21 protein-coding genes are annotated in these 22,215 nt (G+C 63.4%); 4 read left to right on the forward strand and 17 right to left on the reverse strand.

What is annotated here, in order from left to right; genetic code table 11:
• Positions 1 to 3: 3 nt before the first annotated feature.
• The 15 genes from GXB81_RS00235 to GXB81_RS00305 all read right to left on the reverse strand — a co-directional run bounded on the left by GXB81_RS00235 (position 4) and on the right by GXB81_RS00305 (position 15,489).
• Positions 4 to 330: an NIPSNAP family protein gene (locus GXB81_RS00235; RefSeq protein WP_205987976.1), complete on the reverse strand. Its 327-nt coding sequence runs from the start codon at positions 328 to 330 to the stop codon at positions 4 to 6.
• A gap of 78 nt (positions 331 to 408) precedes the next feature.
• Positions 409 to 1,320 carry an NAD(P)-dependent oxidoreductase gene (locus GXB81_RS00240; protein WP_167044387.1) on the reverse strand — a complete coding sequence of 304 codons (912 nt, stop codon included), beginning with the start codon at positions 1,318 to 1,320 and terminating at the stop codon, positions 409 to 411.
• A 39-nt stretch (positions 1,321 to 1,359) separates the two neighbouring features.
• Complete coding sequence (locus GXB81_RS00245) at positions 1,360 to 2,751, reverse strand: MmgE/PrpD family protein (RefSeq protein ID WP_205987977.1); 1,392 nt, start codon at positions 2,749 to 2,751, stop codon at positions 1,360 to 1,362.
• Positions 2,752 to 2,862: 111 nt separating this feature from the next.
• The gene (locus GXB81_RS00250; protein WP_167044393.1) at positions 2,863 to 4,278 is read right to left on the reverse strand and encodes an MFS transporter; all 1,416 of its coding nucleotides are present in this window, start codon (positions 4,276 to 4,278) and stop codon (positions 2,863 to 2,865) included.
• A 243-nt stretch (positions 4,279 to 4,521) separates the two neighbouring features.
• The gene (locus GXB81_RS00255) at positions 4,522 to 5,355 is read right to left on the reverse strand and encodes a glucose 1-dehydrogenase (RefSeq protein WP_167044395.1); all 834 of its coding nucleotides are present in this window, start codon (positions 5,353 to 5,355) and stop codon (positions 4,522 to 4,524) included.
• Between the two features lie 69 nt (positions 5,356 to 5,424).
• Positions 5,425 to 6,645: a porin gene (locus GXB81_RS00260; RefSeq protein WP_205987978.1), complete on the reverse strand. Its 1,221-nt coding sequence runs from the start codon at positions 6,643 to 6,645 to the stop codon at positions 5,425 to 5,427.
• A 234-nt stretch (positions 6,646 to 6,879) separates the two neighbouring features.
• Positions 6,880 to 7,191: a non-heme iron oxygenase ferredoxin subunit gene (locus GXB81_RS00265; RefSeq protein ID WP_205987979.1), complete on the reverse strand. Its 312-nt coding sequence runs from the start codon at positions 7,189 to 7,191 to the stop codon at positions 6,880 to 6,882.
• Positions 7,192 to 7,216: 25 nt separating this feature from the next.
• On the reverse strand, positions 7,217 to 8,467 hold the full coding sequence (locus GXB81_RS00270) for an SRPBCC family protein (RefSeq protein ID WP_205987980.1): 1,251 nt from the start codon (positions 8,465 to 8,467) through the stop codon (positions 7,217 to 7,219).
• Between the two features lie 13 nt (positions 8,468 to 8,480).
• Complete coding sequence (locus GXB81_RS00275; RefSeq protein ID WP_240159076.1) at positions 8,481 to 8,993, reverse strand: aromatic-ring-hydroxylating dioxygenase subunit beta; 513 nt, start codon at positions 8,991 to 8,993, stop codon at positions 8,481 to 8,483.
• A 55-nt stretch (positions 8,994 to 9,048) separates the two neighbouring features.
• Entirely contained in the window at positions 9,049 to 10,659 is a 1,611-nt protein-coding gene (locus GXB81_RS00280) for a thiamine pyrophosphate-binding protein (RefSeq protein WP_205987981.1), read from the reverse strand.
• Between the two features lie 200 nt (positions 10,660 to 10,859).
• Positions 10,860 to 11,570: an ABC transporter ATP-binding protein gene (locus GXB81_RS00285; protein ID WP_205987982.1), complete on the reverse strand. Its 711-nt coding sequence runs from the start codon at positions 11,568 to 11,570 to the stop codon at positions 10,860 to 10,862.
• On the reverse strand, positions 11,567 to 12,340 hold the full coding sequence (locus GXB81_RS00290; protein ID WP_205987983.1) for an ABC transporter ATP-binding protein: 774 nt from the start codon (positions 12,338 to 12,340) through the stop codon (positions 11,567 to 11,569). Before GXB81_RS00290 ends, GXB81_RS00285 begins: the two co-directional genes overlap by 4 nt.
• Positions 12,333 to 13,319, reverse strand: coding sequence for a branched-chain amino acid ABC transporter permease (locus tag GXB81_RS00295; protein WP_205988145.1), 987 nt, complete (start codon positions 13,317 to 13,319; stop codon positions 12,333 to 12,335). Before GXB81_RS00295 ends, GXB81_RS00290 begins: the two co-directional genes overlap by 8 nt.
• Before the next feature lie 49 nt (positions 13,320 to 13,368).
• Positions 13,369 to 14,253, reverse strand: a complete 885-nt coding sequence (locus tag GXB81_RS00300) for a branched-chain amino acid ABC transporter permease (protein ID WP_205987984.1) — start codon at positions 14,251 to 14,253, stop codon at positions 13,369 to 13,371.
• Positions 14,254 to 14,277: 24 nt separating this feature from the next.
• Complete coding sequence (locus tag GXB81_RS00305; protein ID WP_205987985.1) at positions 14,278 to 15,489, reverse strand: ABC transporter substrate-binding protein; 1,212 nt, start codon at positions 15,487 to 15,489, stop codon at positions 14,278 to 14,280.
• A 171-nt stretch (positions 15,490 to 15,660) separates the two neighbouring features.
• Between GXB81_RS00305 and GXB81_RS00310 the strand changes: the two genes are divergently transcribed.
• Together GXB81_RS00310 and GXB81_RS00315 are read left to right on the forward strand one after the other, a co-directional pair.
• The gene (locus GXB81_RS00310; protein ID WP_205987986.1) at positions 15,661 to 16,890 is read left to right on the forward strand and encodes an FAD-dependent oxidoreductase; all 1,230 of its coding nucleotides are present in this window, start codon (positions 15,661 to 15,663) and stop codon (positions 16,888 to 16,890) included.
• A gap of 300 nt (positions 16,891 to 17,190) precedes the next feature.
• Positions 17,191 to 17,823: a DUF4286 family protein gene (locus tag GXB81_RS00315; protein ID WP_167283290.1), complete on the forward strand. Its 633-nt coding sequence runs from the start codon at positions 17,191 to 17,193 to the stop codon at positions 17,821 to 17,823.
• Positions 17,824 to 17,885: 62 nt separating this feature from the next.
• Here the strand turns inward: GXB81_RS00315 and GXB81_RS00320 are convergent, their stop codons facing one another.
• Both GXB81_RS00320 and GXB81_RS00325 read right to left on the reverse strand, forming a co-directional pair.
• Positions 17,886 to 18,665, reverse strand: a complete 780-nt coding sequence (locus GXB81_RS00320) for an SDR family NAD(P)-dependent oxidoreductase (RefSeq protein WP_167044426.1) — start codon at positions 18,663 to 18,665, stop codon at positions 17,886 to 17,888.
• 317 nt (positions 18,666 to 18,982) lie between these two features.
• Positions 18,983 to 20,089 (reverse strand): LacI family DNA-binding transcriptional regulator, encoded by a 1,107-nt coding sequence (locus GXB81_RS00325; RefSeq protein ID WP_205987987.1) that lies wholly within the window; start codon positions 20,087 to 20,089, stop codon positions 18,983 to 18,985.
• 228 nt (positions 20,090 to 20,317) lie between these two features.
• On the opposite strand from GXB81_RS00325, the gene GXB81_RS00330 reads away from it, so the two are divergent.
• Together GXB81_RS00330 and GXB81_RS00335 are read left to right on the forward strand one after the other, a co-directional pair.
• Positions 20,318 to 21,118 carry an N-acyl homoserine lactonase family protein gene (locus tag GXB81_RS00330; RefSeq protein ID WP_167044432.1) on the forward strand — a complete coding sequence of 267 codons (801 nt, stop codon included), beginning with the start codon at positions 20,318 to 20,320 and terminating at the stop codon, positions 21,116 to 21,118.
• 22 nt (positions 21,119 to 21,140) lie between these two features.
• Positions 21,141 to 22,127 (forward strand): Ldh family oxidoreductase, encoded by a 987-nt coding sequence (locus GXB81_RS00335; RefSeq protein ID WP_167044435.1) that lies wholly within the window; start codon positions 21,141 to 21,143, stop codon positions 22,125 to 22,127.
• Positions 22,128 to 22,215: the final 88 nt, after the last annotated feature.

Genomic DNA, 22,215 nt, shown 5'->3' on the forward strand with positions numbered 1-22,215 from the left:
CGTCTAGCGCAGCGCCGAGAATGCGGTCGGCGTCAGAAAATGATTTTCGATACGCTCGACGATCGGCTTCTCGGCTTCCGTCGCCGCGCGTTTGACGATCCAGTCGGGGTCGGACTGGAACGCGTTCCACTTCTGCTCGCGCTCGGCGAGACTTTCCCACTTGAGCATGTAGGTCAGCGCGTGGTTACTCGGTCCGATCAACGTGGTCCAGAAACCGAGCTGCTCGATGCCGTATTTTTCGAAAAAGCCGAGCGTGGTCGACGTGAAGCGATCGAGCAGTGCCGGCAAGCGCATCGGCGCGCAGTGGTAAATACGCATTTCAACGATCATGAATAACCCCTGTTTGATCCGGTACGATGGGCCGGAAGTCCGGCCAGATGCCTGTTTGCGGAAGTGATTGCGAGGCGCTCAGTCGGCGAGCCCCTCCGACGACGACCAGCGCTCGACGTATTTGACGAGTTCGGTCATGTCACGCTTCGCGCCGTCCTGCATCGCCGCGTAGTTCCACACCTGACGCGCGACGCTGCCGACCCACATCGGCACGCCGAGCGCCTGGCATTCGTCCACCGCGAGGCCGATGTCCTTGCACACGCTGCCGACCGGAAAACCGAAATCGAAGCCGTGTGTCAGCACGTGTTTCGGGAATTTGTCCATCGTCGCGCCGTTCTTGCCGCTGCCCGAATTGATCACGGACATCATCACTTCGGGATCGAGGCCGCCGCGCATGCCGGCAACGAACGCTTCCGACGTGATCGCAAAAGCAGTCGACGACAACATGTTGTTGAGCAGCTTCAGCAACTGTCCCTGCCCTGGCTGATCGCCGACGACGAACACCTTGCCGAACACGTCGAACAGCGCGCGAACCTCGTCGAGCGCGGCCGGCTTGCCCGCCGTCATGATCGCCAGCGTGCCTTTCTTCGCGCCCGCAGCGCCGCCGCTTACCGGTGCGTCGACGGTTTCGATGCCCTTCGCGAGCAGAGCGTCGGCCACTTCCCTTTCGATGCGCGAACCGACCGTCGACAGATCGACGAGAATCTTCACCGCGCTACCTTCGATCAGGCCGCCGTCGCCGAGCGCCACCGCCTTGAAAATCGCCGGCGTCGGCAAGCTCGTGAAAACGACGCGCGCGGTGTCGGCCACTTCGCGCACCGACTTCGCCGCGCGCGCGCCGATCGCCGCGAGTTCCGCGACCGCCTGTTCATCGCGATCGAACACGACGAGCGTATGCCCCGCTTCGATCAAACGGCGCGCCATCGGCCGCCCCATCACACCTACGCCGATAAAACCGATCTGCTTGCTGCTTTGTTCGCTGCCTGACATGACTATCCTCATCCGTTGAAAATCGATCGATCGCGCTACTCAGTTCGCGCACGCTAGTTTCATCAGCACCGCCGCATCCGCTTCGCCGTCGAAACGCCACAGCGTATCGATCAGCGGTTGCGGTGCGACCCCCGAGCCGCCGTATGCGGCAAGTTCATGCAGCTTCGCCGCGAGTTCGACGTCGGCGAGTGGCGCGGCGAGACTGCCGCGCGCCGCCTGAATACGCCGCGATATCGTGTCGCCCGAGCGCAGCACGACAGCGACCTGAGCCGACTCGACCGGCCACGACGGATCGTCGATGAAACGCAAGCGCGCGCCGAATGCGCGCAGCGACGGATCGCCCACTGCGCTATCGCTAAACTGCGCGAGGCCGGCCTTGCCCGTCGCGAGCGCGACGGCCACCGCGTGCTGCGCGCTGACCTGCGATTCGCGACCGCTGCGCACAGCCGGCCGGTCGGTACGTTCGCGCAGCAGCGGATGGCCCGTCAGCTCGACCCGTTCGACATCGTCAAGGCTCCAATGCGCATCGCGACGCAGATCGAGACACGCGTCGATCACCGGGTTCAACACCACGCCGCACGGATACGGCTTGTAGGTATTCGACAGCAGCGACCATTCGAGCCCGAGACCGTCGGTCAGTGCCTCGATCTTCGGCTGCGCGGCCGTGACGCGCAGAAAACCGCGCGTGCCTTCGAGCGGCGCATCGGGACCGGAAAAATCGTCGGCGGCGAGCAGCGCCGACAGCAGGCCGTTACGTGCCGCATTGCCTACGCTGATGCTCTTCGACATCGTGCCCAGCGTCTCGACGAGACCGCCCGCCTGCGCGGATGCATTGCCGAGCGCCCACGCGATCTGCCGCGCGTTCAGGCCCAGTACCTTGGCCACGGCGGCGGCCGCGCCGAACACGCCGCACGTCGACGTGATGTGCCAGCCGCGTTGATAGTGCTCCGGCGAAACCGCGTTACCGATGCGGCACTCCACCTCGACGCCGAGCACGAACGCGAGCAGCAGTGCTTCGCCCGTCATCGGCCGTGTTTGAGCGAGCGCTAACAGCGCAGCGGCGACCGGCGCGCTCGGATGAATGATGGTCGGGATATGCGTGTCGTCGAAATCGAACACGTTTGCGCTCATCGCGTTGAGCGCGGCGGCGTTCAGCATGTCGAAGCGTTCGCACCGGCCGATCATGCCCGCACTGCGATCTGCGCCGAAGCGCTGGTAGACGCGCACCGCCTTGTCGAGCGTCGGATCGGTGCAGCCCGCCAGCGCGACCGCCATATAGTTGACGAGCGCGCGCTTCGCTTCGTGCCGCACTGCGGCGGACACGTCGCGCCAGGTCGCCGCAGCAACCCATTGCGCGATGCGTTGCGTCGCATGGCCGGCGTGGCGGTTGGTGCTGCTCCGGCTGGAACTGCTCTCTGACTGTGCTGCCATGGGCGGATTTGTCCTCTACAGTGTGGCGCTTTCGCCGGATCTTTCGCGGAGCATGCGGATGAGCCCGCACAATGCGATCCGGTCTGCTCTGATGGATAACACCGCTGTCCTCTACGGCCTCGTAGCCGATGCCGCACGATCGTCGTTCGGCTGGCCACCTGCTGCAAACGTATTGCCGACTTCGGCCGCGATCGATTCGAGCGAACGCCGCCGCGTTTCCGTGCCGAGTACGCCGACGATCGCGGCCTGCACGAGCAGCGTGCCGACGATCAGCGCCAACACGCCGGCGATGCCGAAGTCCGTGAACGCCGACGCCACCACATACGGCACCACGATGCTCACCGCGCGGCCCACCGTATTCGACACGCCCGAGCCACGCAAACGCAGCTCGGTCGGGAACAGTTCCGGCACATACGTTGCGACGCTGAACGACGACAGCACGTAGATGCAGCAGGTGATCGCGAAACCGAGCGCGGCAATCGCCACTTCCGACTGCGCGAACGGATAAGCGGCGCCAAACCCCGCGCAGATCAGCGAAAACAGCACGATGCCCCACTTGCGGCCGACACGCTCCGCCAGTGCAAAGGCGATCAGCGAACCCACCGGGCCGCCCGCGAACATCACTGCCGTCAGTCCCAGCGAATTCGAGACGCTATGGCCTTGCTTGACAAGAAAAGTCGGAATCCAGCTGACGAACGCGTAGTTGACGACGAACAGCGCGACTAGCACCGTGATGCCGGTAATCGTGCGCGTGAGCAGTCGGCGCGCGAACAGATCGCCGAGACGTCCGTTGTCCCGCGTGTCGGGATGGCGCAGCTGCTGAGCCGCAGCCGCGATCGCCGCGGTTGAATCGACGCCGCATGCGGTCTCGATGTTCGACACGATCCGGTCCGCCTCGGCGACGCGATTGCGCGATGCGAGCCAGCGCGGCGACTCCGGCATCGACTTGCGCAGGAACCACACGACAAGCGCGCCGCAGCCCGCGATCGCGAACATCCAGCGCCAGCCGTAGTGCGGCACGATCAGCCAGCCGAGGAAGGTTGACAGGAACAGCGACGTATTGATGATGAGATTGAGGATCGTGCCGAACCGGCCGCGCCACGCAGCCGGAATGAATTCACTCAGCGTGCCGTAGCCAACGACGATCTCCGCCCCCATGCCGATGCCCATCACGAGGCGGAAGAAAATCAGCCAGTACATCGAAGGCGCAAGCGCCGCGGCAATCGATGCGAAGCCGTAGATGCCGAGATTGAACTGATAGCAGAAACGCCGCCCGAAGCGGTCGCCGAGCAGACCGGACAGCCATGCGCCCGCCATCATGCCGAGGAACGTGACGGACACGAACATCGCGTTGAGCTTCAGCGTGGATTCGCCGCTGTGGATCATTGCGGCAAGCACCGTGCCGGCGATGTAGATGTCGAACGAGTCGAAATACATACCCGCCGCGATCAAGCCAAGCAGCCGCCAGTGATAACCGGACAGCGGCACGCTGTCCAGTCGGTATCCAATACTCGCTTCGTTCTGCATAGGTACTGTCTCCGTCAAAGGCACTTTTCTTGTTGTCGGGTTGCGGCTTCACGCTGCGTCGCTCATCGAATGTGAGCGTTACCATAAAGATCGATTATATTCGCGTAATACAATCGGTCAAGAAGACATTTACCCTGGCAAGATTTTTTCTGCCGATGCACGGAGAAAACACGTACGTATGTTGCAATGCGATTGGAGCGCATACCGGTACAGTACGGCGTGCGTGGCGCCCGCCAGCCGGTATCAGACGCGGCCGTCCACCCCCGCCGTATTCCACTGTCCCGCGCCACCGCTTGGCCTCACGGTGCTCACGATCGCCGAGCCGCCGTCCACCGACAGCACGTCGCCGTTGATATAACTGGACTCGTCGCTGAGCAGGAATGCGACCGCATTGGCGACTTCGTCCGGCGTGCCGACTCGCCGCATCGGCACAGTCGTGCCGCGCTGCACCACATCGCCGCCGGCGCCGGAGCCAGCGGCATTGGCAGCGAACAGCGCGGTCGGCACCAGTCCCGGCGCAACCGCGTTGACGCGAATACCACGCGGCCCCCCGTACATCGCCCCTCCATGCACGATCCCGAGCACACCGTGCTTCGAGGTCTGGTACGGCAACAGGTCGTCACTGCCGAGCAGCGCGCCGATCGATGCGGTAATCACGATCGAGCCCGTACCCTGCTGCACCGCGTATTGACGAAAGGCCGCGCGCGCACCGAGAAACGGGCCGCGCAGATTCACGCGCATGACCGCATCGAATTCGTCGACGCCGATGTCCGGAAAGAGCGCCAGCGTTCCGACGATGCCCGCGTTCAGGTGATGCAGATCGACGCGTCCGAATCTATCGAGCGTCTCGCGCATATAGCGCTCGACATCTTCTTCGCGTGACACGTCTGCCTGAACAGCCAGTGCGTTGCCGGGTTCCGGCAATGAAGCCGCGACCTCCTGCGCCAGTGCGCGCTCGACATCGACCACGACGACGCGCGCGCCGTCCTCGGCGAGCCGCCGTGCGGTTGCCGCGCCGATGCCGCTGCCGGCCCCCGTTACGATGACAACTTTTCCTTGAAGCGATGCAAAGCTCACGCTGTTATTCCTCCATGCAAAAGAAGCGTCCGGCGCAACCGACGCGCCGGGCGCAGAACCTGGCGCCCGTCAGAAGTGATGCCGGATGCCGGCACGCACGACCACCTGTGAATTCGACGCCGATGAGCCGCCGCCATTCGACGCATCGCCCACAGAAGCGGTTGCGTAGACCACGTTGCCGAACGCGTCGAGCGTGCGGCCCGACGCATGCTGATAGCCGCCGACGAGGAACAGGATGGTCCGTTTCGACAGATTCTTGAACGCAGCGACGCTGATCTGGTTGTACTGCGGAGGCGATGACGAACCGTCCACCGAACTGCCGCGCGAATACGCGTACGCCGTGGCAAGCGCGAGCGTCGAGGTGACTTGCCACGACGCAACGGCGCCGCCCGTGTTGAATTTCTGATTGCGATGGAACAGCGAGAACGGCCCCGGCCTGTACTGCACGTTGCTGTAGTTCAAGCCGAGCGTGACCGGGCCGATCACGTAATTCCACGCGGTGCCGATGATCTGCAAGGTTTCCGCCGACGCGAAACCCGCGTTGATCGACGAATTGAAAATGCTGTCCGACGAGCCGACCCACGTGCCGTTCGTCACGTCGTCGGGACCCGTCTTGCTATTGTCCGCACGGTAGTACGCGACGCTGCCCGCGAGCGGACCGCGAGCATAAGCCGCCCCGATACCGTAGGTGCTTTTGTCGTGCATCGATCCCGGCTGTCCGCCGAAACCGTACAACGCCTCAATGGTAAAGCCGCCCATCACGGGGCTCGTGTATTTGACCGAGTTGCTGATGCGCAGGCTATTGTCGAAATCGTCGAGGTCGCCCGGATGCGCTGCAATACCGTTCAGAAAGCGCGTCGGCCCGAGCGGCTCGACGAGGTCGACCAGCGGATCGTACTGACGCCCAAAGGTCAACGTGCCATAGCGCGTATTGCCCAGACCGACGAACGCCTGACGATTGAACATCGTACCGGCCGACGCGAACGCGCCGGTGCCGATATTGAAACCGTTCTCCAACGTAAATACCGCACGATAGCCGCCGCCCAGATCCTCGACGCCCTTCAGACCCCAGCGATCCGCAAAGGTCGAACCGCTGACGAAGCCGAGCTTCGAATGGTTCACCAGCATCGCGGGCCGACCCGCCGCGCCCGGTGTCACGGTAACCGCCTGGTTGTTCGAATACCCGATGCCGGCATCGAGAATACCGTACAGCGTCACGCTGCTTTGCGCGCAGGCCGCGCCGGCGCCCGTGCCGAGCACGAGCGAAGCCAGAATCAGTTTCTTCTTCATCGTTGTTCTCCTGACCGGGAGGTGCAAGTCCACCCCGGTGTCTCCATTGAATGTGATTTTGAGATTTTTATATGTGATCCTAAACACTTAACTGGCGATACAACCTGATGCCACCCGGCATCGTGCGCATCGCAAGCCGATGTGTTTGCGGGCGGACCGTGGCCTGCCCCTTACCGCTGCTACCTGCCCTTTTCCGAACCGCGATCGCATGAACCGCGGCGCGATAACCGCCTGCTACAACTCGACGTAGACGGTGCCGTCTTCGATCCTGATCGGATACGCGCGCACGTCTTCACGCGCGGGAGGACCGATCACCTTGCCGGTGCGGATCGAGAAGCACGACTGGTGCATCGGGCATTCGATCACGTCGCCGTCGACAAAACCATCCGACAGCCGCACCTCGGGCTCGTGCGTGCAGCGGTCGCCGATCGCATAGACTTCGCGGCCCAGCCGGTACAGCGCGATTGGCGTATCGCCGATCAGCAGCGGGCACGGCGTGCCCTCCGCCACGGCGTCGGCCTGGATTGCGGGGTGCCATTCGCTCATCGTGTCTGTCTCCCAGTCGGGCAGCTCAGAGGCCCATTTTTTCGCGGTAGTAGTGATAGAAGCTGCGGATCAGCGTCTCCGTCAGCATGGTTTCCTGCGGCGCGTAATCGCGCCCGCCCATCTCGACGGCCTGCACCGAATCCGGCGCGCTTTGCGCAACTGGCTGCATCAGCGCGAGCACTTCGCTGTCGTCGACCGCGACATAGCCGGCCGGCCCCATCAGATTCGCCTGCTTGATGCGGCGGCTCTGCATCGTCTCGTCGTCGTCCTCGAAGCCGTAGTGCGTCCACGACAGCTCCGTCTGCGATTCCGACTTCGGAATCACATGGCGGATCGCCAGCGAATTTCCATGCTGCTGAAAGAACACCGACGGCAATACCGAGAAATTGATCATCGAACTGTCGCCGAATTCGTCAACGGGCCGCACCATGTCCATGTCCTGCAGCGAGAAATCGCTTTTCAGCGACGCAAGCTGCTGCGTGACTTCGTTCTTCTCGCTCGCGGTAGCGGCCGAATAGGTCGACGCCATGATCGCGTGGCGGCCGCCGAGCGTCGGCACCGCCTTGAACGCGGTATCCGCACGCAGCAGGCCGAAGGTCAGGAAAAAGCTGTGCAGCAGCGTCGCGTGATACGGGTCACGACTGTTCTCGACATACAGTTTCCAGTTGCATGGCAATAGCTGGCGGTTGTAGCCGAGCAGTTTGAGACGGCCGTTGCCGGTTGCGCGATCGATCAGCGCGGCGATTTCGTCACCCAGATAGGCCTCGAGATCCGGTGCCGATTCGTCGAAGGTCGCCCACACGAGACCTTTGCGTTCCTCTACGCGCAGCTTGCGCAGGCCGTGCTCGCCCTTGGCGAAATCCCGCGGCATGCCGCCCTTGCCCATTGCGCCGCGTAAAAACGGCAGGCCGAGCAGGTTGCCCTTCAGATCGTAGCTCCAGTGGTGATAGGGACAAGTGAAGTCCTTCACGACACCATTGTTTTTCCAGCACAGCATCGATCCGCGATGCGCGCAGCGGTTCTCGACCACATTGATGGTGCCGTCTTCATCGCGCACCATCAGTACCGGGCGCGTGCCGATCCAACTGCGTTTGAACGCGCCCGGCTCGGCGATTTCACAGGCGAGACCAACGAAATTCCAGGTGGAGCCTTCGTAGAAGACTTCCATTTCGCGCTTGAACAGATCCGGATCGGAATAGATCCAGGCAGGAATGCGCGCGTCGCGCTGTTCTGGCCAGCGGCGCAACTGCGCGGTGGAAACCGTGCTCGTATTCATTCGGCGTGCCTCGTTAGACGGGATAAATCAACGACGTGCGGATGCGGTAATTGTCGAACACGCAGATCCGCTGACGGAATTTCAGCGCGCCGCCCTCGCGCACGACGCGGTCGATATAGCGGCCAACCAGCAGCAGATGCGCTTCGCGGTCCGACATGCTTTCGAAAATCGCGAAGTTCGCCTGCGACGACCAGCCCTGCGCGTCGATCGCGTTGACCTGCACGCCGTTCACCATATGGCGCAGCACGCGAGGCTCGAACACGGCCGTCTCGCGGATGCCGGCAATGCGGTCGCGGATCATGCCGATGCCCTCGCACTGCATCGTCGACAGCGGCAGTTGCGCGGTATGGTTCTCGAGCGACACCACCCGATACAGGCAATCGTCGGTGAAAAATGTCGACCAGCGATCGAGGTCGAATTCGTCGAGCGCGAATGCATAGTCGTCGTAGAAATCGCGCAGTTCGGCGCGTATCTGCGCACGGCCGGCAGCGTCGAGGTCCTGCATGCTCCCAGGTTGCTGAGTCATCGTTGCGGCTCTCCTTCAGTGGTCCTGATATCTACTGCGTCGCGCCACGCGGCGTTCAGCCGCGCAGCGAGCGGATCTGCGCGTGATACGGCTCCGGATCGATCACGACGTCGACCACGCTCGGACCGTCGGCCGCGAGCGCCGCACTCAGCGCATCGGCCAGTTGCGCCGGATCCTCGACGCGCCAGCCCCTGGCGCCGAAACCACGCACGACCTGCGCGAAGTCGGTGTGCGAATAATCGACCCCGGCATGCGGCAGATCGCGGCGACGCTGCTTGACGCCGATCAGCGTCATGCTCGAGTCGTTGAAAACCACTACCGTCAGCTTGCAGCCTGCCTGCACGGCGGTGGCGAATTCGGCCGCGCACATCATCAGCCCGCCGTCGCCGGTGAAGGCGACCACTGGCCGGTTCGGCTCGGCGAGCGCCGCGCCGATCGCGGCCGGCAACGCGAAGGCCATCGTCGCGAGACCGCGCGAGATCAGCACGTCGCGCGGCGCGTTCGCCTGGAAGTGCGCCATCACGGGCAGCATGTGCGCGCCTGCATCGACAGTGATACGTGCGTTCGCCGGCAGCGCCGCGCAGGCGGCCTCGGTTAGCGACTGCGGCGTAATCGGGCCGCCGCCGTGCGTCAGCGCGCGCGCACGCATGCCTTCCTTCAGCGTGCCGAGCTGCGTGCTGTGCCAGTCGCTGCGTGCAAGACCGACCTCAAGCTGCGCGGCGGCAACGGCCAGATCGCCGATCACGGATGCGACCGGGTTAAAGTAGTGACGCGGGAATGAATGCAGCGCGATATCGAGCACCGGTGTCGTATAGCGCCACGGCTGCGGCGCGAATTCGACCGGGTCCGCGCCGAACAGCACGAACAGATCCGCACTGCGCAGCGTCTCGTCTTCCGCGGCACCACCGATGTACGAGCCGAGCATGAGCGGATCGGCGTCGTGCAATACGCCCTTCGCCTTGTACGTCGCCAACACCGGGCATTGCAGCTTTGCGGCGAGCCGGCGCAAGGCTTCGCTGGCACGCGCCTCGGCCGCCTGCAAACCAGCGATGATCACAGGCCGCCTCGCCGCTGCCAGCACCTTGCGCGCATGCTCGAAGACGGCGGGCCCGGGAGCGGCGGGCACTGGCCTCGCGACCTGCACGGGCACCGCATCGGCCGGCACCGTACCGCGCATGCCCGCGCCGGTGACTTCCAGATAGACCGGTCCGTACGGTGCGCTCAACGCGGTGTCGAGCAACGCGCCGACGGCCGGCAGCGCAACCGGCGTGTCGAGCCGCGCGGCGCCCTTGATCAGCGGCTCCAGCACGCGCGTCTGATCGAAACGCTGATGGCTGATAAAAGCCTGCTCGTGCTCGTAACCGTCGCCGATCAGCACGATCGGCGCGCGGTCCAGCGCTGCATACGCGACACCGTTCACGCCGTTCGCGAGACCGGGGCCGCGCGTCGTCAGCACGACGCCGAGACTGCCGGTCAGTTCGGCCGTGACTGCCGCCATCATCGCAGCCGAGTTTTCCGTGCGCGTCACGACGAATTCGATCCCTGCCTCGTTTGCCGCCTCGATCACATCGAGACTGCAATCGCCGCCCGGCACGCCGAAAATCCGCGTCACGCCGCGAGCCGCCAGTTGTTCGATCAATACCTGCGCACCGGTCCGACTAGACATTCACGTTCTCCCAAATGGAGCGTTGCCGCTCTCGTTGTCGTCCTTCACTCACCGCGCCCGGGCCGCGGGCGTCTGAGTCCGGGCGATCCGCCTGAATACGGAAAAAACTTCGTGTTAGCGCCATCCATCCAAACCCAACCCAGCGCGTAACATTTCACGATCAAACCGGCGACTGCGCGCCGTGCCCGTGCGCCCATGCGCTAGACGCCGAGCAACGCGCCAAGGCGCGCCATCTTCGACGGCAGCTCGGGCGCCGCGAAATGTTCGGCGACCTCGCCGTGCTCCATCACATAGAAACGGTCCGCGAGCGGCGCGGCGAAGCGGAAATTCTGCTCGACCATCAGGATCGTGTAGCCGCGCTCCTTGAGCATGCGGATCATCCGGCCGAGCGCCTGCACGATCACCGGCGCGAGCCCCTCCGAAATCTCGTCGAGTAACAGAATCCGCGCACCGGCTCTCAGGATGCGCGCGAGCGCGAGCATTTGCTGCTCACCGCCCGACAGCCGCGTACCCTGGCTCGTGCGGCGCTCGTGCAGATTCGGAAACACCTCGTAGATCTCCTGCATCGACATCCCTTCGCCATGCTTCGACAACGCGGGCGGCAACAGCAGGTTTTCCTCAACGTTCAGCGACGCGAAAATGCCACGCTCTTCCGGGCAATACCCGACGCCCATATGCGCGATACGATGCGTGGGCCGGCCGATCGCCTCGACCCCGCCGATCCGGATCGACCCCTTACGGGCACCTGTCAGGCCGAACACCGCGCGCAGCAGCGTCGTACGGCCGGAACCATTGCGACCGAGCAAGCTGACCACTTCGCCGTGTCCGACCGTCAGGTCGACGCCATGCAGCACGTGCGACTCCCCATACCAGGCATGCAGGTTGCTGACTTGCAATGCGGCCTCGCTCATGCAACCTCCCTGCGCTGCGGTTCCTGCGGCGCGCCGATATACGCTTCGACAACCAGTGGATCGGTCGACACGGTCTGGTAATCGCCCTCGGCGAGAATCGCGCCGCGCTGCAGCACCGTAATGCGGTCGCTGATACCCGCGACCATTGCCATGTTGTGTTCGACCATCAACACCGTGCGTCCCGCCGACACTTTCCTGATCAGTTCGGTCACGCGTTCGACGTCTTCGTGTCCCATGCCGGAGGTCGGCTCGTCGAGCAGCATCAGTTCCGGGTCCATCGCAAGCGTGGTCGCGATTTCGAGTGCGCGTTTGCGGCCGTACGGCAGATCCGTGACGACGCGATCCGCGAAGCTGCCGAGATCGACTTCCTCCAGCAACTGCATGGCGCGCTCATTAAGCACGTTCAGCGCCCGTTCGCTACGCCAGAACTGGTACGACGTGCCCGTCGCGCGCTGCAAGCCGACACGCACGTTCTGCAACACCGTCATATGCGGAAACACCGCGGAAATCTGGAACGAACGCACAATGCCGCGTCGCGCGACCTGCGACGGCCGTTGCGAGGTAATGTCGATTCCGTTGAACAGGATGCGGCCGGAAGTGGGCGCCAGCGTCTTCGTCAGCAGGTTGAAGCAGGTCGTCTTGCCCGCGCCGTTCGGCCCGAGCAGCGCATGGATATGCCCGCGCCGCACTTTCAGGTTCACGCGATTGACCGCGGTGAAGCCCTTGAAGTCCTTGCTCAGATCGCGCGTTTCGAGAATCAGGTCATCCATGTTGACGCGCTCCCTGCCCACCCGCCTTGCGCGACAACGCCAGCATCGAACCGACGATGCCACGCCTGAACGTCAGCACGCACACCACGAAGATCAGCCCCGTCACCATCGTCACCGAGACGCCGATCTGCCTGAACCAGTCGACATGCGTGGTCTCCGCGAGCAGATTGCCGAAGTCGCCGAGCTTGCTCTCGAGTGCGACGATGACCAACGCGCCGATCACCGGACCGAAATAGGTGCCCATACCGCCGATCAGCACCATCAGGATGACGAGGCCGGACATCGCCCAGTGCGCATCGGTGAGCGTCTGCGTGCCGACCGAGACTGCCTTCGTCGCTCCCGCGAGCCCGGCGAGCGAGGTCGACAGCACGAACGCAAGCAGCTTGTGACGCGTAACGTCATACCCGAGCGACACGGCCCTCGCTTCGTTTTCGCGGATCGCGAGCAGTACCTGGCCGAACGGTGAATGCACGACCCGCAGCATGAGCGCGTAGCCGAGGGAGGTGATTGCAAGCACGACGTAATAGAACGTCATATCGTCGGTCAGATCGAGACCCGCGAGCGTGCCGCGCGGAATCCCCTGCAAGCCGTCCTCGCCGCCGGTAAACGGTGCCTGCAGGAATACGAAGTAAATCATCTGCGCGAGCGCGAGAGTAATCATCGAGAAATAGATACCGTTGCGACGTGCGGCCAGCAGACCGAAGCCCAGCCCCATCAATGCGCCCGTCACGATGCCGGCGACGATGCCGAGCGCAAACGGCCAGTGCAGCGTCGCGAGCACATAGCCGGCGATATAACCCGCGCCACCGAAGAACGCGGCATGCCCGAACGACACCAGCCCGGCGAAGCCGATCAGAAGATTGAACGAACACGCGAACAGTGCGAAGCACAGCACGTTCATCAGAAACAGCGGATAAACGAAATGCGGAGCCAGCAGGAATACGACGACTGCGAAGCCATAAGCGACTTTTCTGTCGATCATCGCGCGAATCTCCCGTGAAGCACATAACGGTCGGATGCATGCATGTTCAACGCTCCTTGCCGAACAGGCCCGCTGGGCGCAGCACCAGTACGATCGCCATAATGACGAATACGACCGTAGCCGACGCCTGCGGATAGAACAGGCTGACCAGCGCTTCCACCACCCCGAGCACGAGCCCCGTGACGATCGCGCCGACGATCGAACTCAACCCGCCGATCACCACCACCGCGAACACCACGACGATCAGGTTCGAACCCATCTGTGGCGACACCTGCACCGTGGGTGCGGCCAGCACGCCGGCCAGTCCAGCGAGGCCCACGCCGAAAGCGTAGGTCAGCGTGATCAGGCGCGGCACGTTGATGCCGAAAGCCTCGACGAGGCGCGGGTTCTCGGTGCCCGCCCGTAGATACGAGCCCAGACGTGTGCGCTCGATCGCATACCAGGTCGCGAAACATACGACGAGGCTTACCGCGACGACCCACGCCTGATACACCGGCAGCACCATGAAGCCGAGATCGGCGGCACCGTTCAGCGCGTCGGGCGCCGAATACGACACGCCCGAGGCGCCATAGAACGACTGCAGCAGGCCTTCGAGAAAGCTCGCGAGGCCGATCATCAGCAGCAGCCCGTACAGGTGATCCAGCTTGTAGAGCCAGCGCAGCATCGTCTTCTCGATCACGACGCCGATCAACCCGACGATCAGCGGTGCGAGAATCAGCATTGCCCAGTAGCTGAGGCCGAGATAGTCGAGCCCCATCCACGTCGCGAACGCGCCGAGCATGTACAGCGCGCCATGCGACAGGTTGATTACATTGAGCAAACCGAAAATGATCGCGAGACCGAGCGACAACATCGCGTAAAACGAGCCGTTGACGAGACCGATCACCAGTTGGGACAGGACAGCCTGTACCGGATAGCCGAAAATTTCCATATCTGATTCCGCAAGCCCGCCGCGTCACTTCCACAACTTGCATTGCGATTCGGCTTTCGTGTTGAATGCCTGATCGCCTGGAATCGTGCGAATCGTCTTGTAGTAATCCCACGGATATTTCGACTCGGCCGGCGTCTTCACCTGGCGTAGATACATGTCGTGCACCATGCGTCCGTCGGGACGGATCGTGCCATGCTTCGTGAACAGGTCGTCGATCGGATGCGTCTTCATGTAGGCCATCACCTTGTCGCCGTCATCGCTATTGAGCGCCTTGACCGCTTTCAGATAAGTGAGCGTGGCCGAGTAGTCGGCCGCCTGCATCGCGGTCGGCATGCGATGCACGATCGCGAAGAAGCGTTTGGACCACGCACGCGATTCGTCATCCTGATCCCAGTACCAGCTGTCCGTGAGATACATGCCCTGGGTCAGATTGAGGCCGAGAGAATTTATCTCGGTGATGTGCGTAAGAATCGCGGCGAGGTGCATCGTCTTGTTGACGCCGAACTGGTTCGCCGTTTTCACCGCATTGATCAGATCGCCGCCGCTGGTGGCCAAGCCGAGAATCTGCGCTTTCGACGCCTGTGCCTGCAACACCAGCGAGGAGAAGTTGGGCGACGCACCCACCGGGTGCCTGACCGAACCCAATACCTTGCCGCCCTTCGCCTGCACGACCTTCGCCGTTTCGTCCTGCAGCGATGTACCGAACGCGTAGTCCGCGGTGATGAAGAACCAGGTCTTGCCGCCCTGATCGACGATCGCGCCCCCCGTGCCGCGCGACACCGAGATCGTGTCGTATGCGTAGGCGACCGTGTACGGCGTGCAGTCTTCGTTGGTGAGCCGCGCGGTTGCCGCGGTGACCGCCATGAACGGCTTTTTCTTCTCGGCCGACAGTTTCGCCAGCGCGAGGCCGACACTCGAGTTAGCGCCGCCGATCATCATGTCGAGGCCGTCCTGATCGAACCACTCGTGCGCCTTGTTGTTCGCGACGTCCACCTTGTTCAGATGATCCGCATACAGCAGCTCGATCTTCTTGCCGTTGACCGTGCCGCCGAAATCGGCGATTGCCATCCTGATCGCTTCCACGCCGCCCTGCCCGTCGTTGTCGGCGTAGGTTCCCGAAATATCGGTGAGAAAGCCTATTTTCACGGCGTCGCCTGAAATCTGCGCCGATGCCTGGATTGACCAGCCGGCGGAAAGTACCGTGATGGCCGCACAGCAGAATGCCCCGAATCTCATGCGTCGTGTCTCCCTGGTATTGGACCCTTTCGACTTCACCGTATCGATTTCGTGTGGTGCTATGATAGCGCTAACCTAAATGCATGGAATGAGTAGATACCCGACATTCGCGAAAACGGATTGCATGCAATCCTTGCGCTCCTGTCCCGTCCTTTTCATTTGCGTGAATCCATGAACCAACAGTTCGACATTCTGATAATCGGTGGCGGTCAGGCAGGACGATGCGCCGCGCAAGCCGCACGCGCGGTACGGCCGGACGCGCGCATCGCGATTCTCGGCGATGAGATGCATTTGCCCTACGATCGCCCGCCGCTCTCGAAAGACGTCTTGCATGATCTGGCCAATAGCGCCGCGTGCGAAAAGCTCAGCGCCGCACAGTTCGCCGACGAACGTATCGAGGTGCGGCCAGGCGAGCGCGCGACAGCGGTCGACAAAACGGCCCGCGTGGTCGATACCGCCACGGGTCATCGCTATCGCTACGGGCAACTGATTCTCGCCACCGGCTCGCGCGTGCGACGTCTGCCGCTGCCGCGCGAACTGGACGACGATGTTTTCTATCTGCGCACGCGCGACGACGCGCATCGTTTGCAGCCGCGCCTGCGGGCCGGCGCGAATGTGGCCGTGATCGGCGGCGGCTTCATCGGCCTCGAGGTGGCCGCGGCAGCGCGGCACCACGGCTGCACCGTCACCGTGATCGATCTGGCCGACCGGCTACTCGCACGTGTGTTTCCCGACGCCGCGAGCCGTCGCGTACTGGCCATGCATCGAGCGGCGGGCGTCGACGTGCGGCTCGGTGCACGGATCGCACGCATCGAACAGGGACCGCAAGTCGGCGTGCGCATCGCGCTGCAAGACGCCGCGCATCCGGTTCATGCGGACCTGATCGTAATCGGCATCGGTGTCATACCGAACACCGAGCTGGCGCAGCAAGCGGGCCTCGCTGTCGACGACGGCATTCTCGTCGACGCATACGGACGTACCGACGACCCGTACATCTTCGCGGCGGGAGAGGTAACGCGCCATCCGGTCGAGGGCCGCAGCGGCCTGCACCGCATCGAGTCGTGGCAAGTCGCGGAACTGCAGGCGCGGGCGGCCGGCGCAACGGCGGCGGGTGAGCCGCGACGCTACGACGACGTACCGTGGTTCTGGTCCGATCAACTGGGCGTGAACATCCAGATGCTCGGCCACATTCCGGATGCGCCGGTGTGGGTCATGCGCGGTACGGCGGACGGTGCGCACAGCCTGTTCGCCTTCGATGCGGACGGCCGCGTAACGGGCGCCATCGCCTTCGATGCCGGCCGCGATATTTCCGCATTGCGCCGCGTGCTGGCGAAAAACGGACGACTCGACCCGATAGCGCTCGCCGACCCCAAAGTTAGCTGGCGCGAACTGATGGGCTGAAGCCGGCTTTCCGGGCAGGAGACGGACCCGGCATTCGCCGCGGAATGTCTGCCGCCATGACTTCGGTGCCACGTCGTACGAAACGCGAAACCACTTCGCGGCTCAATGCCGTGCCGCTGCCCGTCACGACCTCGCGCGGGCCGATAAAGTCAGGATAGTTCATATCATCCGAGGTTATCGGTCATACCGCCTCACTGCTTGCCGCCTCGAATGGATAGCGCTACCATCGTAAGTCCTGGCAGCGCGGCCGGCCGTGCAATCGGTGTGCCGCGATCCCTTCAACCACGAGGAGACGTCACGATGGCCGTTGCCGGCAAGGCAGTGCTCGCGATCTGGAATACGATCGCGCCCGAACTTCACGAAAGTGAATACGACGCGTGGATCACGCGCGAACACTTGCGCGAGCGAGTCGATATTCCCGGCTTCGTGCGGGCACGGCGCTATACGTCGTTAGATACCGGGCACCCGGCCTATTTCGCCTGCTATGAGCTGGCCAATGACCAGGTGCTGACCGAAGCCCCCTATCAGGCGCGCGTCGCGTCACCAACGCCATGGACGCAGCAAATGAAGCCGCATCTGCGCACCTCGGCGCGCGGCACTTTCGGCGTGCTGGCTACGACGGGAGACGGCATCGGCGGCGCACTGGCAACACTGCGTCTGCGCATACCGAGGGAAATTGATGCGCGACAGGGCGTGTCGCTATGCGACACAATCATGCGCGAACCGCGCATGATGGGTGTGCATTGCGCGGTCGAACGTCATGCGGAGCCGGATCACGACGATACCGTCGGACATCTGTTGATGCTCGAAAGCGCGCGAGCAACCGCACTCGAAGCTTGTGTGGCGGCTGCGTGCCGCGCAATTGAAAGCGTGGCGAGCCGCGTGCGCGAACCACAGGTGGATCTGTTCGCGCTGAGTTGCGTGATCGGGTAGCGAAGCACGGCAAGCGCAGCATGCCCGCGCTTGCCATGACGGCCCGTTCGCAGCGCCACGGCTCAGATCGCGAGCCAGCCTCCCTCCACCGGTAGCATCGCGCCTGTCATCTGCGCCGCCGCATCGCCGCACAGGAACACGACGAGATCGGCGACATGCGCCGCTTCGACGAAGCGGCCGGTCGGCTGCTTGCCGGTCAGAAAACGCTCGACCGCCGTCTCGCGGTCGAGTCCCGTGTCTTCCATCAATGCCTGAATCCGGTTCTCGCTAGTCGGCGTATGCACCGCACCCGGGCAGATCGCGTTGCAGGTAATCCCCTGCCCCATCGTTTCGGCGGCGACCGCGCGCGTAAGGCCAAGCAGCGCGGACTTGGTCGTCACGTAATCGACGCGGTTGACCGTGCCGCGCATACCGTACACCGACGTCATATTAAAGATGCGGCCCCAGCCGCGTTCGCGCATCCCCGGCAAGGCGAGGCGAATCGAGTGAAAGGCCGCACTGAGGTTGACCGCCAGCGCCTGCTCCCACCTGTCGACCGGAAACGCATCGATCGGCGCGAAATGGCGTACTACCGCGTTATTGACCAGCACGTCGATCGAGCCGAGCCGCTCGATCACTTCGAACATCATCCGCTCGACGGCGCACGCATCGCCAAGATCCACCTGCAGGTAATCGGCGCGGCGGCCATGCTTTGCCTCGAAGGCCGCGCGTGCCTCCTCGACGTGCGCGGGCGGCTCGACGCCATGCAGCACGACCTGACAGCCGGCTGTCGCTAGTGCATCGGCCATCGCAAAGCCCAAACCATGAGACGATCCCGTTACGAGTGCAGTTTTCCCCTTCATTCTGCGATTTTCCTTGTCGACTGGCGCGCCCGTCGCCGGGCTTCGGCGAAGTATAGACTACCCGCCGCGTTAAATGGTAGCGCTAACTTATATGAAAAGATAAAGTGCTGCAACATAGGGAGTTGCCCGGAGCATTGCCAGGCAGCAGGCCAGAAAAAACGCAAAATGGAATACGCGCGGCGCCACGCGAAACTCATACGTGGAACGCCGTGGCTGGAACCATCGAAAAAGTAAGCGGCATATCGCACGCTGAGGCTGACAAACCAGCGGCGGAACGGGGCCGCTTCGGACACATGATGGGCAGAATGCCCGCCGGGTCAGGTGCTTTCGCGCTGGATGATCTCGAAGCCGAGATCGAGCCGCGTCGGCACGGCCGGCTCGTTGCTGCGCAAGCGTTGCAGCAACGCTTCGGCACTGCGGCGGCCGATTTCGAGCCGTGGCAGATTCAGGCAGGTGAGACGCGGCACCGTATGGCGCAGGATGTCGAGGTCGTCGAAGCCGGCAATCGCGATGCGCTCCGGCACTTTCCAGTTGCGCCGCTGCGCTTCGAATAGCGCGCCGATAGCCAGCACATCGCCGGCAAAGAAGATCGCGTCGACGTCCGGCACGCGCTGCATCATGTCCACGAGCGCGTGCGCGCCCGAGGTCAGGCCGCCCTCCACTTCACGCACCAGCGCCGGATTGCGCTCACGGCCGAGCGCGGCGAGCGCCGCGTGATAGCCCTTCAGACGCTCGCGAGCGCGCATGTTGTTACGGGTAGTCAGGCAGACGAAACCGATCGACCGGTAGCCGCGGCCGGCCAGATACAGCGTCATCTCCCTGGCGGCGGCGTAGTTCGAGTAGCTGATCGCCATGTCGAGCGGCGTGCGCGCGAGGTCGCCCGTCTCGACGATCGGAATGCCGGCCGCGCGGATCACCTGCGCGGCGCGCGGCGTATGGACCGTATTGTGCAGTACCAGTCCGCACACGCGCTGTGCGATAAACGCATCGATCAGCGCCTCTTCCTCTTCGAGCGAATAGCCGCTGTCGGCCAACAGCAACTGCATGCCGGCGGCACGCAGTACGTCCGCGCAGCCCTTGATGCTGTGCGAATACAGCGAATTCTGAATACTCGGCACGATCTGGCCGACCACATTCGAGCGTGCCGACGCGAGATTCGATGCGATGTGATTCGGCACGTAGCCAATGCGGCGCACCGTATCGAGCACGAGCTTACGGGTTTCCTCGGAGAGCCGCTCGGGTTCGTTGAGCGCCCGCGATACAGTCATCAGTGACACGTTCGCCGCGTTCGCCACGTCGATCATGCGCACCGCCTGTCCGCCCGTGCGTGTCTTGCCCGTACCGACAGCTGGTTTCAGCGCGGCTTTCGTTCCGCTTTTCAACCCGGTCTTTCCGTCGTCGACGGCCGCCACACGCTTTTTCACTCGTCCATCCGACTCTTCAGTTCGATGATGGATTGTAGCGCATGCGGCACGGCGCTCCACGCCGCCTTGAACGCCCCCCGCCCTTGGGCCAGACGAGGCTCGCCCATGACAACGGACAACAGCGGCACGCCATTCGCGCCTGCGGCAACCCGCGCGACGACTCAACACAACGAGCCGCGAGAGAGTTATGATAGCGCTCTCATACATTGAGGACAGGAGACACCCGTCATGACAACCGCACTCGAAAATTACAAGATTTACGCGATCAAGTACGCGCATCACGACCGCCCCGCGCGAGACAACTTTCTCGGCGGCGATCCGCATGACGTGAACATGCCGCTCGACTATTTCGTGTGGGCCGTCGTCGGCGAGAGTCGCAGCTTTCTGGTCGATACGGGCTTCGATGCCGAAGTGGGCGCGAAGCGCCGCCGTATCATCACGCGTCCGGTCGAAGAGGGCCTCGCCGCGATCGGCATTCACTCCAGCGCGGTGGAGGACGTGATCGTCACGCACATGCACTACGACCACGCCGGCAACCGCTCGCTGTTTCCGAAAGCGCGCTATCACGTGCAGGATCGCGAGATGGCTTATTGCACCGGCCGCTGCATGTGCCATGGCGCGCTGAATCATCCGTTCGATCCCGAAGACGTGAAGTCGATGGTGGGCCGCATTTTCGACGGTCGCGTGGTGTTTCATGACGGGACGTCGCACATTACGCCGGGACTCAGCGTACATCGTGTCGGCGGCCATACGGACGGCCTACAGGTCGTACGGGTGCATACCGAGCGCGGCTGGGTCGTGCTCGCGTCGGATGCGTCGCACCTGTACGCGAACATGGAGCAGAACCGTCCGTTTCCGGCCGTCTACAACGTCGGCGACATGATCGAAGGCTACCGCCTCGTGCATGAACTGGCCGGCTCCGCACAACACGTGATACCCGGCCACGATCCCGCCGTGCTGACGCGCTATCCGGCGCACAGCAAGGAAACCGAGGACTGGATCGTGCGGCTCGACGCTGCGCCGCGCTAATGGATTGCATGGGGGATCGTAGATGAATCTGACCGTTACAGCAGCGCGCGAACTCGCACATGCATCGCTGATGCAACTCGGCTATAGCGACGCCGAAACGCGAATCATCGTGGCGCACCTGATGGATTGCGAATTGCGCGGACTCGGCTTCAGTGGACTCGCGCGTATTCTGAGCATTGCGGAACGTCTCGCGGACACGCCACGTCCGACGCACCCGATTGCCGTCGTCAAGGAGTCCGCGGTATCGGCGCGGCTCGACGGCGGCGATCAGCTCGGCTATCTGGTCGCAGAACGCGCCACGCGGCTGGCGATCGACAAAGCGTCGAGCGCAGGCATCGCGATCGTCGGCGCGAGCAACACCTGGTACACGGGCATGCTGTCCTACTACGCGGAAATGGCCGTTGCGCAGGATCTCATCGTCATGCTCGCGTCGAACGCCTCACCGTGGGTTGCCCCGCATGGCGGTACCGAGGGCCGCTTCGGCACCAATCCGATCTGCTTCGGCTTTCCGTCGAACCGCCAGCCGGTGATCTGGGATATCGGCACCTCATCGATCATCCATGCACAGGTGAAACTCGCGCAACGCATTGGTGAAGCATTGCCGGCCGGTGTCGCATTCGATGCGGCCGGCCGCGAAACGCGCGATCCTACCGCCGCGCTCGGCGGCGCGCTGGCGCCATGGGGCGGCCACAAAGGCAGCGGCCTCGCGATCATCGTGCATCTGCTCGGCATGCTGGCCGGCTCGCCCATCATGCCGGGCGAGTTGCGCGACTTCGGCTTTCTGGCGATCGCCGTGCGGCCCGATCTGCTCACCTCGCTCGATGACTACAAGGCCGCCGTCGACGGCTATACGGATGCAATCCACTCCACCCGCCCGGTCGAAAACGGTGCGCCCGTACGTATGCCGTTCGAGCGATCGATGGCAGAGCGTGCGGCGCGCGTCGAGACCGACCGGCTCGAAATCCCCGATGAAGTGGTGCAGGCACTTCGCGCGATGTGTGGGCAGTAGATTTGCCGCCGGGTGAAATCGCCCGGCAATACAGGCTTCGCCCTACGGTCGAAGACTCATGAAAAACCGGACACCACAGCTCCAACGT

Source organism: Paraburkholderia sp. Ac-20336, from assembly GCF_017105025.1.
In the GTDB taxonomy this organism is placed as follows: Bacteria; Pseudomonadota; Gammaproteobacteria; order Burkholderiales; family Burkholderiaceae; genus Paraburkholderia.